Source organism: Pseudomonas sp. UBA6753 (assembly GCF_002453565.1).
GTDB classification, from domain to species: Bacteria; Pseudomonadota; Gammaproteobacteria; order Pseudomonadales; family Pseudomonadaceae; genus Aquipseudomonas; species Aquipseudomonas putida_Z.
In genome coordinates this window covers 95823-110120 of the sequence record NZ_DKHD01000032.1, presented here as the reverse complement: position 1 = coordinate 110120, position 14298 = coordinate 95823, and the positions used below count along the sequence as shown (strand labels likewise).

The window sequence follows — 14298 nt, the reverse complement described above, 5'->3', positions numbered from 1 at the left end:
GCCGGCCCACGAGGCCAGCTCGGCAAGCCAACGCCACGCCTATCGGCCTGGCCGGTGCTGCACGAAGGTCAAATCCAATAACAAAATGAGGTTGTATTGCTATGCCAGTCGGCAACCACCCTGCCCACGGCCAGGCCACCGAAGGCGGCCCGCTCAAACGTGAACTGGGCGAACGGCACATCCGCCTGATGGCGCTGGGCGCCTGTATCGGTGTCGGTCTTTTCCTCGGTTCGGCCAAGGCCATCGAAATGGCCGGCCCCGCCATCATGCTGTCCTACATCATCGGCGGCCTGGCCATTCTGGTGATCATGCGCGCCCTTGGCGAAATGGCCGTGCACAACCCTGTCGCCGGCTCGTTCAGCCGTTATGCCCAGGACTACCTCGGCCCGCTGGCGGGTTTCCTTACCGGCTGGAACTACTGGTTCCTGTGGCTGGTGACCTGCGTTGCCGAAATCACCGCGGTGGCCATCTACATGGGCATCTGGTTCCCCGACGTACCACGCTGGATCTGGGCCCTGGCGGCGCTGGGCAGCATGGGGGCGGTCAACCTGGTGGCCGTCAAGGCGTTTGGTGAGTTCGAGTTCTGGTTCGCCCTGATCAAGATTGTCACCATCATCGCCATGGTCCTTGGCGGCATCGGCATCATTGCCTTCGGCTTCGGCAATGACGGCGTGGCAGTGGGTATCTCCAACCTGTGGAGCAATGGCGGCTTCATGCCCAATGGCGTGACCGGCGTGCTGATGTCGCTGCAGATGGTGATGTTCGCCTACCTGGGCGTGGAAATGATCGGCCTGACCGCCGGTGAAGCACGCAACCCGCAAAAGACCATCCCACAGGCCATTGGCTCGGTGTTCTGGCGCATCCTGTTGTTCTATGTCGGTGCGCTGTTCGTGATCCTGTCGATCTACCCGTGGAGCGAAATCGGCAGCCAGGGCAGCCCGTTCGTCATGACCTTCGAGCGCCTGGGCATCAAGACCGCCGCCGGCATCATCAACTTCGTGGTCATCACTGCAGCGCTGTCGTCGTGCAACGGCGGCATCTTCAGCACCGGGCGCATGCTCTACAGCCTGGCGCAGAACGGCCAGGCCCCGGCGGCCTTCGCCCGTACGTCGAAGAACGGCGTGCCGCGCAACGCGCTGCTGCTGTCGATCGGCGCGCTGCTGCTGGGCGTGCTGGCCAACTACCTGGTGCCGGAGAAGGTCTTCGTCTGGGTGACTTCGATCGCCACCTTCGGCGCGATCTGGACCTGGGTGATGATCCTGCTGGCGCAGCTGAAGTTCCGTGCCGGCCTCACCACTGCCGAGCGCAAGGCACTGAAGTACCGTATGTGGTTGTGGCCGCTGAGCTCGTACCTGGCGCTGGCCTTCCTGGTGCTGGTGGTCGGCCTGATGGCGTACTTCGAGGACACCCGCGTGGCGCTGTACATTGGCCCGGCGTTCCTGGTGCTGCTGACGGTGCTGTACTACGCATTCCGCCTGGCGCCGAAAGATGCGCAGGGCGTGGCCAGTACTGCTTCCTGATCTGAAATGGCTGGGGCCGCTTTGCGGCCCTTTCGCGACACAAGGCCGCTCCCACAAGAGATAGCGTACTCCTGTGGGAGCGGCCTTGTGTCGCGATGGGCTGCGTAGCAGCCCCAGGGTTCTATCAGGCTGCCACTTCGCTGTTCGGTTCGAAGCTGTCCGCCCGCGCCAGCTGCCACATGCGCGAATAGAACTGCCCGTTCACCTCGCCAGTCAGCAGCTCACCCGGCTTCAAGAACACATGCATCTGTGAGAACAGCTTGATCTCGGTGGCCGAGATGCGCCGTACCAGGTGCTTGGCTTCCAGCTGCGCCGGGTGCTCCAGGCCTGCTGCCGCAAGCATTTCGGCCAGGGCACGCAAGGTATTGTGATGGAAGTTCAGCACCCGCTGGGCTTTGTCCGGCACCACCAGCGCACGCTGGCGCAGTGGGTCTTGCGTGGCCACACCGGTCGGGCACTTGTTGGTGTGGCAGCTCTGCGACTGAATGCAGCCGATGGCGAACATGAAGCCGCGCGCCGAGTTGGCCCAGTCGGCGCCAATGGCCAGTACGCTGGCAATGTCGAACGCGCTGACGATCTTGCCGCTGGCGCCCAGCTTGATCTTGTCGCGCAGGTTCAGGCCGACCAGGGTGTTGTGCACGAACAGCAGCCCCTCGCGCAGCGGTACGCCAATGTGGTCGGTGAACTCCACCGGCGCCGCGCCGGTGCCGCCTTCCTTGCCGTCGACGACGATGAAGTCGGGCAGGATGCCGGTTTCCAGCATGGCCTTGGCGATGCCCATGAACTCCCACGGGTGGCCCAGGCAGAACTTGAAGCCTACCGGTTTGCCGCCAGACAGCTCACGCAGCTGGGCAATGAACTGCATCATCTCGATGGGGGTGGAGAAGGCGCTGTGGCGCGATGGCGATATGCAGTCTTCGCCCATCAGCACGCCACGGGTTTCGGCAATTTCCCGGGTCACCTTGTGCTTGGGCAGGATGCCGCCATGGCCGGGCTTGGCGCCCTGGCTCATCTTGATCTCGATCATCCGCACCTGCGGGCTGCGTGCCTGGGCGGCAAAGCGTTCGGGGTCGAAGCGCCCGTCCGGCGTGCGGCACCCGAAGTAGCCACTGCCCAGTTCCCAGACCAGGTCGCCACCGTGCTCGCGGTGATAGGGGCTGATGCTGCCTTCGCCGGTGTCATGGTGGAAATTGCCCAGCTTGGCGCCTTGGTTGAGGGCGCGGATGGCGTTGGCGCTGAGCGAGCCAAAGCTCATCGCCGATATGTTGAAGATCGATGCCGAGTATGGCTGGCTGCACTGCGGCCCGCCGACGACGACCCGGAAGCTGGCCGGGTCGGCCAATGGCGCCGGGCGCATGGAGTGGCCGATGAATTCGAAGCCGGACTCGTACACGTCGATCAGGGTGCCGAAGGGTTTGTCCGAGGCTTCGTTCTTCGCCCGTGCATATACCAGCGAGCGCTGGGCGCGGGAGAACGGCAGGGCGTCGCTGTCTGCCTCCAGCAGGTACTGGCGGATTTCCGGGCGAATGGCCTCGACCAGATAGCGGATGTTGCCCAGGATCGGGTAGTTGCGGCGTACTGCGTGGCGTTGCTGCAACAGGTCGAACAGGCCGATCAGGCTGAGGATGGCGGTGCTCAGGGTGAACGGCCACAACCATTCATGGTGGGTGAACGGCAGGCTCGCCAGGGTGAACAGCACACAGGCGGCGAAGAAGGCATAGCGGCTGAGAAGTGACAGGCTCATACAGGGTCCTTGCGATGGCGCGGTCAGGCTCAGGGCCTGGGGCAAACCCCGACCATAGCCAAGTTGCACGGCTGTGCAAATTAAAATCGGGGTAGCGAAAATCATTCTCGCCAAGCCTTGTGCTGGCTGTACTGGCCCTATCGCCGGCAAGCCGGCTCCCACAGGGGTAGCGCATCGCTCAAGGCCGATGCGGTCGAGGTTGGAGCAGGCTTGCCGGCGATAGGGCCAGTACCGCAAAAAAGCATTCAGATAGTGTCGCGCAGCAGCTTCTGCCGCCAGCTTTCCTGCTCTTGCGCCGGCGCTTCGTCCAGGTACGAATAGTGCCCGGCCACCCGCACCGCCACCGGCACCCCGTCGCGATACAACAGGCGGTTGCCACTCACCGCCGGCACTTTCGCCCCCGGCAGCAACGACCCGACCAGGTTCAGCGGGTCACTGGCGCTTACCACCACCAGTGCCCCGTCCAATTCACGCTTGCGCACCTGCCGCAGCAGCCCCACCGCCTCCGGCAAGGCGAACTGTTCGCCGGCCAGCCCGGCAATGAAACGCCCGCCACGAATCTCGCCACGCGCTTCCAGCCTGTGATAGCAGCGCAGCAGTTCGCGCCAGGGCGGCAGCACATCGCTTTCGCGCTCCAGCAGGCGCCAGCACACCACGCCATAGCGCCGAAGCAGGGCCCGGGCGATGTGCTCCAGGCGCTGGCTGTCGTCTACAGCGCCCCTGCGCAGCAAGGCCCAGCGCCCGGCATGGGACATGCTGCTGGACAGCGGCGGGTGGCCGCGTCGGCTGTTGCGCGATGTGCGTTTCGCCGCCGGGGTGATCAGGCTGCGCAGGCCGGTGAAGCTGTCAGCCCCCACCAGGCCTGCGCCTACCAGCTCTTGCAAGGCCGTTTCCAGTTCGCTGGGCAGCAGGTGGGCATCGTGTGTCAGCTCGTCGAAGAACAGCGCGCCATGTGCGTTCAGCACCTCGTGGACGCGTTGCGCCCGTGCGCCGAGGCTATCCAGGGCAGGTACGGGAGCAAGGCTGCGCCACAACCCAAGATGCTCGCGCGGCAACAGCACCAGCGGTGTGCTCGAAAAGGTGTTTCTCGACACGGTCGCCGCCAGCCGGCTCCAGGCGAACTGCCCGCTACGGCAGGCATCGTCGAGCCAGTGCGGGCTGTAGTCCTTGATACGTGCCGGCAGCAGTTCGGCCTCCCAGGCTCCGGCTGCACTCGGAAATCCTTGCAACTGGCCTAGTACCTCGGCCACGGCTTGCGGGCCGCGCAGGCGCGTGTCGTCAGCCAGGTGCTGCCAGTCGAACAGAAAGCGCATGAAGTCCTGCAGGCTGACCGGCTCGATCTCCCGGCGCAGGCGTTTGACCGTGTAGCGGTGGATGCGCGCCAGCAAATGGCGCTCGCACCACTGCAGTTCGCTTGCGCCGGGGCTGAAATGCCCACGCAGCACGTAGCCTTCGGCCTCCAGGCGGGCCAGGGCCTGTTCGATGGCTGGCAGCGGTTTGCCAAGTGCTGCCGCAATCTGCGCACGGGTCAGCGGGCCATGGCCGCTCAGGCGGGCTCGCAGCAGTTCGACCAGCGCAATGTCCGGCTCGATGGCCTGATCGAAGCCTGGCAGTGCCTGCAACGCCGGTTCCACCCGGGAGCCGGGATACAGCACTTGCAGCAGGCTCAACCGCTCACGCGCCAACCACAGCTTTTCATCCACCAGGCGCAAGGCCCGGCCGGCCTTGGCCAACTGCCTGAGCAGCAGCTCCCAGCTGGCATTGCCCTGCACTTCGTCCTGGCTGATGGCCCCCAGGCCCATCAACGCTTCATGCATTTCGTCGGCATTGCCCGGTTGCGGCCAGGCCTCGGTTGCGACGGCGGCGATGGCATCGGCGTCCAGCGCGCCCAGGTCGTCGCCGCTCTGCACTTCGCTCCAGCGCCGGTTGAGCACCGCCTGAGTGCGCCGTTCTTCCAGTGGCGCGTCATCCAGGAAGGCATAGGGCCGTGCATTGAGGATGGCCGCCGCCAGGGGCGAAGGGGCGGGCAGGTCGCGGCACACCAGGCGCACCGTGCCGCTTTCCATACGCCGCAACAGCGCCAGCCAGCCTTCGCTGTCCATCGCCTCGTGCAGGCAGTCGTCGAGGGTTTGCTCGACCAGCGGATGATCGGGAATCTGCCGCTCGCCGACGATGTTCTCCAGGCAGGCGATCTGATCGGGGAATACGGCGGCAATCAGGTCTTCACTCTTCATCCGCTGGATCTGTGGCGCCACCTTGCGACCGCCGACAAAGCGCGGCAGAGCCATGGTCACGCTGGCGTTCCAGCGCCAGCGCACGCCAAACAGCGGCGCATCGAGCAGCGCCTGGACAAGGATCGGCTCGGCGCTGCGGCTGTTCAGGTAACGCCACACGTCGTCCAGTTCGAAACTGTGGCTGGAGGACAGCGACAGCACGATGGCGTCCTCGCTGGCTGCCGCCTGCAACTCGAAGTTGAAGGTGCGGCAGAAGCGCTTGCGCAGGGCCAGGCCCCAGGCGCGGTTGATGCGGCTGCCGTAGGGCGAATGGATGATCAGCTGGGTACCGCCGGACTCATCGAAGAAGCGCTCCATCACCAGCGTGTCCTGCGATGGCAGGGCGCCGAGCACTTCGCGGGTGCGGGCCAGGTAGTCGAGCAGCTGCCCAGCGGCGGCTTCGTCCAGTTCGAAGGTGGCCTGCAACCATGCCAGCACCTCGGCCTGGTTGTTGTCAGCCAGCTGTTGGTCGATCTGCGCCTGCAGCCGGGCCACCGCGGCAGACAGCTCGTCGCTGCGCCCCGGCGCCTCGCCCAGCCAGAACGGGATGGTCGGTGGCAGGCCCTGGGCATCCTCCACCCGCACCCGACCCGGCTCGACCCTCAGGATGCGATAGGAGGCATTGCCCAGCTGGAAAATATCGCCGGCGATGCTTTCCACGGCAAAGTCTTCGTTGACGCTGCCGATGTTCAGCGCCTGCGGTTCGAGCAGCACGGCGTAGTCGGCGTTGTCGGGGATGGTGCCGCCGCTGGTCAGGGCGGTCAGCTGGCTGCCGCGGCGGCCGCGCAGGGTGCCGCTCACCGCATCGCGGTGCAGGTAGGCACTGCGCACGCCCTGGCGGCCGTTGTAGCCCTCGGCGAGCATGCGCAGCAGGGCCTGGTAATGTTGCTGGTCGAGCTCGGCGTAGGGTGTGGCCTGGCGCAGGCAGTCGAACAGGGCCTGTTCGTGCCAGGGCTGGTTGCTGGCTTCGGCGACGATCTGCTGGGCCAGCACATCCAGCGGCGCCCGGGGAATGTGCAGTTCATCCAGCTCGCCCCGGCGTATGCAGTCGAGCAGGGCCACGCATTCGATCAGGTCATCGCGCGAGGTCGGGAACAAGCGCCCCTTGGGCACGCCATCGACCTGGTGTCCGGCGCGGCCGACCCGCTGCAGCAAGGCCGCGATCGAGCCTGGCGAAGCGATCTGGCAGACCAGGTCGATGTCGCCGATATCGATGCCCAGCTCCAGCGATGCAGTGGCCACCAGCACCTGCAGTTGTCCGTTTTTCAGGCGTTGTTCGGCATCCAGGCGTAGCTCCTTGGCCAGGCTGCCGTGGTGCGCGGCAACCGCCTCCTTGCCCAGGCGGTCGCTGAGGTGGCGGGTGATGCGCTCGGCCAGGCGTCGGGTGTTGACGAACACCAGGGTGGTGCGATGTTCGCGCGCCAGGGTGGCCAGGCGGTCATAGACCAGGCCCCAGACATCGGTGGCCATAACTGCACCCAGCGGCACTGGCGGCACCTCGATGTCCAGGTCGCGCTGCCGAGCATGGCCGACATCGACGATTGCGCAGGGGCGGCCGTTGCCGACCAGAAATTGCGCCACCCGCTCGACCGGGCGTTGCGTGGCCGACAGGCCGATGCGCCGCAACGGCCGGTTGCACAGGGCCTGCAGGCGCTCCAGGGTCAGTGCCAGGTGGGCGCCCCGCTTGTTGCCTGCCAGGGCATGGATTTCGTCGACGATCACCGTGTGCACGCTGGCCAGGCCTTTACGGCCAGAAGCCGAGCCCATCAGCACGTAGAGCGATTCGGGGGTGGTCACCAGGATGTGCGGCGCCAGCTTGCGCATGGCAGCACGCTCCTTCTGCGGGGTGTCGCCGCTGCGCACGGCGGTGGTGATGCGCGGGGCGTTCAGGCCCTGGTCCGCGAGGGCCTGGCTGATGCCTTCGAGCGGGGCTTGCAGGTTCAGGCGGATATCGTTGGACAGCGCCTTGAGTGGCGAAACGTAGACCACTTGGGTCTGCGCTGGTAGCTCGCCCTGATGCTCCAGGCCTTGGCGGAACAGTTCGTCGAGCACGGCCAGGAATGCACTGAGGGTCTTGCCCGAACCGGTCGGCGCGGCCAGCAGCATCGACTGGCCCGCATGGATCAACGGCCAGGCCTGGGCCTGGGCATCGGTCACCGTGGCGAAGTGGCGACGGAACCAGGTGCGCACGGCGGGGTGGAACAGCTCGAGCACCGGGTGGTGTTTGGCGGGCAGGTTCATGTGTTGGTTATGGAGGGTGTGGGGCGGGTTGGCAAGGGGCCGTTCGTCTGGCCGGTCGGCTATATCCTGTGCCGGCCCTTTCGCGGGCATGCCCGCTCCCACAGGTACTGCGTTGCTTTCAAGAGCAGTGGAGGACTTGTGGGAGCGGGCGCGCCCGCGAAAGGGCCGGCACAGGAAACACTGGCCTTGTCAGGCCAGGAACCCCATGGGATCCTCCCCGGCCATTGTTTCAGGTGAGCCCAGCCCATGCCCAACACCATCCGCATCGCCGCCGCCCTGCTGATCGACCCCCAGGGACGCACCCTGCTGGTACGCAAACGCGGCACCCAGGCCTTCATGCAGCCCGGTGGCAAGATCGATGCTGGCGAAACCCCGGTGCAGGCACTGGTGCGCGAGCTGCATGAGGAACTGGGCCTGCACATCGACCCGGCCCAGGCCGTGCACCTGGGCCAGTTCAGCGCCCCGGCCGCCAACGAGCCGGGCTTCGAGGTACAGGCCGAACTGTTCCGTGTCGACAGCGCCGCAGCCGTGCTGCCGGCCGCGGAGATCGAGGAGGTGGTGTGGCTGGCCGCAGACCAGGCCCCCGCCATGCAGCTGGCACCCCTGACCCGCGACCTGATCCTGCCGCTATACCGCCAGGCCGTCAGCGCACCGCGCTGACGCCATCGAGGGTGGCGAACGAGGTGTCCTTCGCCGTCAGCAGGAAGTCGCGCATGTATGGCGCATCGAGCATGTCGGTGCGCACAGCGGCATAAAGCGTGGCGAACAGGCCTTTTTCACCCAGGCGCTTGCCCTTCACATACCCGCGCGAACTGTACTCGTGCAGCGCCCAGTGCGGCATGCCGCACACGCCTCGGCCGCTGGCTACCAGTTGCATCATCATCACCGTCAGCTCCGAGGTGCGCACGGCAGCGGGCTCGATGTCGGCCGGCTCCAGGAAGCGGGTGAAGATGTCCAGGCGGTCGCGCTCCACCGGGTAGGTGATCAGGGTCTGGTCAAGCAGGTCCTGCGGCACGATGTAGGGCTTGCTGGCCAACGGATGCTGGTTGGCCACCGCCAGCATCGCCTCGTAAGTGAACAGCGGCACGTAGGTGATGCCCGCCAGGTCCAGCGGGTCGGAGGTCACCACCAGGTCGAGGTCACCGCGGGCCAGGGCCGGCAGCGGGGCGAAGGCAAAGCCGGAGGCCAGGTCCAGCTCCACCTCCGGCCAGGCGTCACGGAACTGGTCGATGGTCGGCATCAGCCACTGGAAGCAGCTGTGGCATTCGATGGCCATGTGCAGGCGCCCGGCGGTGCCACCGGCCAGGCGCGCGATGTCACGTTCGGCGCCGCGCAGCAGCGGCAGGGTGGCATCGGCCAGTTGCAGCAGGCGCAACCCGGCGCTGGTGAAGCGGATCGGCTTGGTCTTGCGCACGAACAGCGGCAGGCCCAGGCGCTCTTCCAGCTCCTTGAACTGGTGCGACAGCGCCGACTGGGTCAGGTGCAGGCGCTCGGCGGCCTCCACCAGGCTGTCGGCCTCGCGCAGGGCATGAAGGGTTTTCAGGTGACGGATCTCCAGCACAGCTGACTCCGGTGTGTGGACTTGAGGAAACAGGGAATGAGTTGAGTTTCCCTCATGTTGCCGCGCCTGTCGACTGGGCGTACCGCCGCACCGCCTGGCGGGAGTCATCAAACTGTCACTGAACTGTGGCAGCGCGCCCGAACAGAATTCATCAGACTCGCGCTCTACTGGGGATCTGCATTCTGGTGTTTCTTTCATGCGGGCTTTTTGGCTTTTTCTTTTCTTTGTATTCGGCGTACCGGCGAGTTTCGCTGAACAGCGTTGTGACGCCCACGTGCCGGTGCAGCGTGCCGAACTGGGCGCGCTCAGCCTGGTGTATCAGAGCGTCGGTGCGCCACGCGACCCGGCCTTGCTGCTGGTGATGGGCCTTGGCGGGCAGCTGATCCACTGGCCGGACGACGTGGTCGAAGCGTTGTGCCGCCAGGGCTTTCGGGTGATTCGCTATGACAACCGCGATGTCGGCCTGTCACGCTGGAGCCAGCTGCCACCGTCGGCCAACCTGACGGTCGAACTGCTGCGCTACAAGCTGGGCCTGCCGGTGGCTGCGCCCTATACGCTGACCGACATGGCGGACGATGGCCTGCGCCTGATGGATGCGTTGGGCGTGCGCCAGTTTCATGTGCTGGGGGTGAGCATGGGCGGCATGATTGCCCAGCACCTGGCCGCCATGGCGCCCGAGCGCGTGCGCAGCCTGACGCTGGTCATGTCCAGTTCAGGGGCGGCGGGGTTGCCAGCGCCGGATCCGGCGCTGGTGCAGTTGCTGGCCCGGCGCAGCGCGCCGAACCGCGAAGTGGCCATCGAACAGCAGGCCGACCTGCTGGCGGCGCTGGGTAGCCCCGAGGTGCGTGACGACCGTTCGGCCTTGCTGCAGCAGGCGGCGGTGGCCTATGACCGGGCGTTCAACCCGGAGGGGGCCAAGCGCCAGATCATGGCGATACTGGCCGAGCCGAGCAGGGTCGAGTTGTTGAACCAGTTGCGGGTGCCGACCCTGGTGGTGCATGGCACGGCCGACCCGTTGCTGCCGGTGATGCATGGCGTGCACCTGGCGGCGCATATCCAGGGCAGCCAGCTGCGCTTGATACCGGGGTTGGCGCACCGCTTCCAGGAGCCGTTCAAGGCGCCGTTGCTGGGGGCGGTGTTGCCCTACCTGCAGGCGCATCGGCAGGATGTCACGCATATCGCAGGGCTCTGAATCGGCGTTGGCCTCTTCGCGGGCGCGCCCGCTCCCACAGGGAATGCACCCGCTTTCAATCATGTGCAATACCTGTGGGAGCGGGCGTGCCCGCGAAGAAGTCTACGCCGATGCAACTCAGTGCATCCGCACCCACAAGGTCACCAGCACGGTCGCCGCCATCAGCCAGGCCACCGTGGCCAACGCCAGCGATGCCTCCAGGCGCATGCGGTCGACCAGTACATACAAGGTCGCCAGGTACACGAAGTACGGAATGATCGACCACATGCCGAACAGGATGGTGGTCTTCAGGTCGGCAATGCTGCGCCCCTTGCCGACGATGTAGTGGGCAATCAGGGCGAAGGTGGGGAACAGCGGCACCAGCCCGGCGATGTAGTAATTGCGCGTCTTCGACAGCACCGCCAGCAGCACCACCACGCCAGCGCCCAGTGCAGCTTTGAATACCAGGTCCACGTTGTCTTTCCAGGTTGGGGTTGAGGTCAGCCGAGGCCGTATTTCTTCACTTTGTCGAACAGCGTGGTCTTGGCCATGCCCAGCTCCTGGCTGGCCTGGCTCAGGTTGCCGCCGGTACGTTGCAGGGCATCCCCGAGCAGGTTGCGCTCGAACGCTTCCACCGCCTCGGCAAAGCCCAAACCTTGGCTGGCACCACCGCTGGGGCCTTTCTTGAACGCTGGCAGGCCGAGGGCGTAGCGTTCGGCAACGTTGCGCAGTTCACGCACGTTGCCCGGCCAGTCGTGGGCCATCAGGCGCGACAAGGTCTGGCTGTCCAGCACAGGCGTTTCGCGGTCGAAGCGCAGGGCCGACTGCTGCAGAAAGTGTTCGAACAGCTGCAGGATGTCTTCGCGGCGCTCGCGCAGCGGCGGCAGCTCCAGGGTCACCACGTTCAGCCGGTAATACAGGTCGCTGCGGAACTGGCCGCTCTGGCCCATGGCATCCAGGTCGGACTTGGTGGCCGCGATCACCCGGCAGTCCACCGGAATGCTCTGGTTCGAGCCCAGCCGCTCCAGGGTGCGCTCCTGCAGTACGCGCAACAGCTTGATCTGCAGGTTGATCGGCATGCTCTCTACCTCGTCGAGGAACAGCGTGCCGCCGTTGGCGTGTTCGATCTTGCCGATGCGGCGTTTGCCGGCACCGGTGAAGGCGTTGGCCTCGTGGCCGAAAATCTCGCTTTCGAACAGGTTTTCCGGCAGGCCGCCACAGTTCAGTGCCACGAACGGCTGGCCCTGGCGGCGGCTGAAGTCGTGCAGGCAGCGGGCGACCAGTTCCTTGCCGGTACCGGTTTCGCCTTCGATCAGCACGTTGGCCGAGGTATCGGCGACGTTGGCGATCAGTTCGCGCAGGTGCTCCATGGCCGGCGAGCGGCCAATGATGCGCCCCTCCAGGCTGCTTTGTTCGGCCAGCTGGCGGCGCAGGGCCACCACTTCGCGCGACAGCCCGCGCTGCTCAAGGGCGCGGCGCACCACGTCGACCAGGCGCTCCGGGGAGAAGGGTTTTTCCATGAAGTCGTAGGCGCCATTGCGCATGGCGCCGACCGCCATGTCGATATCGCCGTGGCCGGTGATCAGCACCACCGGCAGGCTGCGGTCGCGGGCCTTGAGGCGGTTGAGCAGCTCCAGGCCATCGATGCCCGGCAGGCGGATATCGCTGACGACGATGCCGGCGAAGTCGTCGCCGATGCGTTCCAGCGCCTGCTCGGCGCTGCCCACTCCTTCGCAGGCGATGTCTTCCAGGGCCAGCGCCTGTTGGCAGCCGAGCAGCACATGCGGGTCGTCTTCGACGATCAGGACGGTAAGAGGCGCTTGGTTCATGGGTGCTCTGCCGATTCGCTAGGGGGGGAGACCAGGGGCAGGGCGAGGACGAAGGCCGTGCCGCCGCTGGCGGGGTGCTCGACGTTGAGGCTGCCCTTGGCGGCGGCGGCAAGGCTCGCCGACAGGGTCAGGCCCAGGCCCAGGCCGTGTTCGCCCGGTTTGGTGGTGAAGAAAGGTTCGAACAGGTGCTTGCGCGCCTCGGCGTCGATGCCGTGGCCATTGTCGCGCACCTGCAAACGGTACTTGTCGCCCTGCAGCTCGCCTTCCAGCCACAGTTGCGGCAGCGGCTGGGCGGCCATGGCATCCAGGGCGTTGCCGATCAGGTTGACCAAGATCTGCTCCAGGCGGGTCTGGTCGATGGCCAGCTGCTGGTCCTCGAACTGATTGTGCAGCTGCAGGTGGCAGGCGCTGATGCGGTTGGCCAGCACCTGCAGGGTAGCGTCCACCGCCTTGGCCAGCGAGGCCTGGCCGCTGTCGTCACTGCGTCGGGCGAACGAGCGCAGGCTGGCGGTGATGCGGCCCATGCGGTCGATCAGGTCGTTCATGGTGCGCAGGTTGGTGCTGGCGGTTTCCAGTGCCCCGCGCTCGAGGAAGCGCACGGTGTTGCCGGACAACGTGCGCAGCGCGGCCAACGGCTGGTTCAGTTCGTGGGCAATGCTGGTGGACATCTGCCCGATGGCGGCCAGCTTGCCGGCCTGTACCAGTTCGTCCTGGGCGTGGCGCAGGGTCTGCTCGGCATGCCGGCGCTCGCGAATCTGGCCCTTGAGGCGTTCATTGCTGGCACGCAGGTCGGCCGTGCGTTCGGTAATCCGTCGCTCCAGCTGGCTGTTGGCTTCCTGCAGGGCCTCGCGGGCTGCCAGGCGGGTGGCGATGACCTTGCGCCGTTCGTTCCAGGCAATGCCGAGGATCGCCAGCAGGGCGAAGGCCACGCCCACCAGGATGCCCTGTACCATGGATTCGCGGCGCAGGTCCTGCAGCGGGGTCAGCAGGGTGAAATGCCAGGGCGTGTCGACCAGGCGCCGGGTCTGGGCCAGGTAGGCCATTTCGCGGGCCTTGCCCTGTGCGGTTTCGCTGTTGGCCGGGAAGGTCAGCTTTTCCACACCATCGGCCAGGGTTTCCCGGGCCAGGGGCTGCAGCTCGTTCAGCGGCCACCAGTAGTATTGCAGGCTACGGGCCAGGCGCTCCTTGATCTGCGGGGTCAGCGGGCGTACCGACTTCAGGCGCCGGGCCGGGTCGCTGGAGAGGATGATGATGCCGTTCTCGTCGCTGACGAAAGCTTCCAGGCGGGCACGCTGCCAGCGCTCCTCGAGGGTGTCCAGGCGCACTTTGATCACCGCCACGCCAATGATCTTGCCGTGTTCCTCCAGGCCGTGGGCCAGGTAATAGCCAGCCTCGCCGGTGGTGCTGCCGATACCGTAGAAACGCCCGGGCTCGCCGCGCACGGCGGTCTGGAAGTAGGCACGGAACGACAGGTCCTCGCCGAGGAACGAGTCGGCATCGCGCCAGTTGCTGGTGGCCTGGACCCGGCCATTGGTGTCGAGGACGAAGATGGCCCGGCTGCGGCTGCGCCGGTTCAGGCCTTCGAGGTATTCGTTGACGATCTGCCGCGAGCCGCCATCAGGGTCGGTGAGCAGGTGCGAGACGCTGTCTTCCAGCTCCAGCAGGCTCGGCAGGTAGGTGTACTTGCTGATTTCGCTCTCGACCGTGCGCGCGTGCAGCTCCAGCTGGCGTTCGCCGTTTTCGCTGAGGGTGCGGATACCGTTGCTCTCGCTGATCAGGTAGCCAGCCATTCCCAGGCCGACCATCAGCAGGATGATCAGTGGCGGCAACAGCAATTGGCGGAGCAGGCGGGATTTCACGGCAGGCTTGGCAGGGAGAAGAAGCGAAGGATCGCATTTCATCACAGTGGCCTTGTCACGACCAGCGCCTGCTGCCCGAAAGGGCAGCGGCGCCGACCGC

9 protein-coding genes are annotated in these 14298 nt (G+C 66.1%); 3 read left to right on the top strand and 6 right to left on the bottom strand.

The window, feature by feature from the left end:
• The first annotated feature begins 101 nt into the window (after positions 1-101).
• Positions 102-1520: an amino acid permease gene (locus tag B2790_RS12180; protein WP_274078341.1), complete on the top strand. Its 1419-nt coding sequence runs from the start codon at positions 102-104 to the stop codon at positions 1518-1520.
• Positions 1521-1644: 124 nt separating this feature from the next.
• Here the strand turns inward: B2790_RS12180 and B2790_RS12175 are convergent, their stop codons facing one another.
• Together B2790_RS12175 and B2790_RS12170 are read right to left on the bottom strand one after the other, a co-directional pair.
• Positions 1645-3264: an FMN-binding glutamate synthase family protein gene (locus B2790_RS12175; RefSeq protein WP_286918914.1), complete on the bottom strand. Its 1620-nt coding sequence runs from the start codon at positions 3262-3264 to the stop codon at positions 1645-1647.
• A 245-nt stretch (positions 3265-3509) separates the two neighbouring features.
• Entirely contained in the window at positions 3510-7778 is a 4269-nt protein-coding gene (locus B2790_RS12170) for a DEAD/DEAH box helicase (RefSeq protein WP_286918913.1), read from the bottom strand.
• A 246-nt stretch (positions 7779-8024) separates the two neighbouring features.
• Here B2790_RS12170 and B2790_RS12165 point away from each other — a divergent pair, with 246 nt between their 5' ends.
• A complete protein-coding gene (locus B2790_RS12165; RefSeq protein WP_003258026.1) occupies positions 8025-8438 on the top strand; it encodes an NUDIX hydrolase in 414 nt (137 codons plus the stop codon).
• Here the strand turns inward: B2790_RS12165 and metR are convergent.
• Positions 8422-9339 carry a transcriptional regulator MetR gene (gene metR, locus B2790_RS12160; protein ID WP_003258025.1) on the bottom strand — a complete coding sequence of 306 codons (918 nt, stop codon included), beginning with the start codon at positions 9337-9339 and terminating at the stop codon, positions 8422-8424. The two genes, B2790_RS12165 and metR, sit on opposite strands and share 17 nt — an antisense overlap.
• 196 nt (positions 9340-9535) lie before the next feature.
• Between metR and B2790_RS12155 the strand changes: the two genes are divergently transcribed.
• Positions 9536-10531, top strand: coding sequence for an alpha/beta fold hydrolase (locus B2790_RS12155; RefSeq protein WP_274078343.1), 996 nt, complete (start codon positions 9536-9538; stop codon positions 10529-10531).
• 117 nt (positions 10532-10648) lie between these two features.
• Here the strand turns inward: B2790_RS12155 and B2790_RS12150 are convergent, their stop codons facing one another.
• Genes B2790_RS12150 through B2790_RS12140 form a run of 3 tightly spaced genes read right to left on the bottom strand, consistent with a single transcriptional unit; the run spans position 10649 to position 14240 of the window.
• Positions 10649-10984 (bottom strand): GlpM family protein, encoded by a 336-nt coding sequence (locus tag B2790_RS12150; protein WP_013973973.1) that lies wholly within the window; start codon positions 10982-10984, stop codon positions 10649-10651.
• Positions 10985-11010: 26 nt separating this feature from the next.
• Positions 11011-12339 carry a sigma-54-dependent transcriptional regulator gene (locus B2790_RS12145; RefSeq protein WP_025340402.1) on the bottom strand — a complete coding sequence of 443 codons (1329 nt, stop codon included), beginning with the start codon at positions 12337-12339 and terminating at the stop codon, positions 11011-11013.
• Positions 12336-14240 carry a sensor histidine kinase gene (locus B2790_RS12140; protein WP_025340401.1) on the bottom strand — a complete coding sequence of 635 codons (1905 nt, stop codon included), beginning with the start codon at positions 14238-14240 and terminating at the stop codon, positions 12336-12338. Before B2790_RS12140 ends, B2790_RS12145 begins: the two co-directional genes overlap by 4 nt.
• Between the last annotated feature and the right edge of the window lie 58 nt (positions 14241-14298).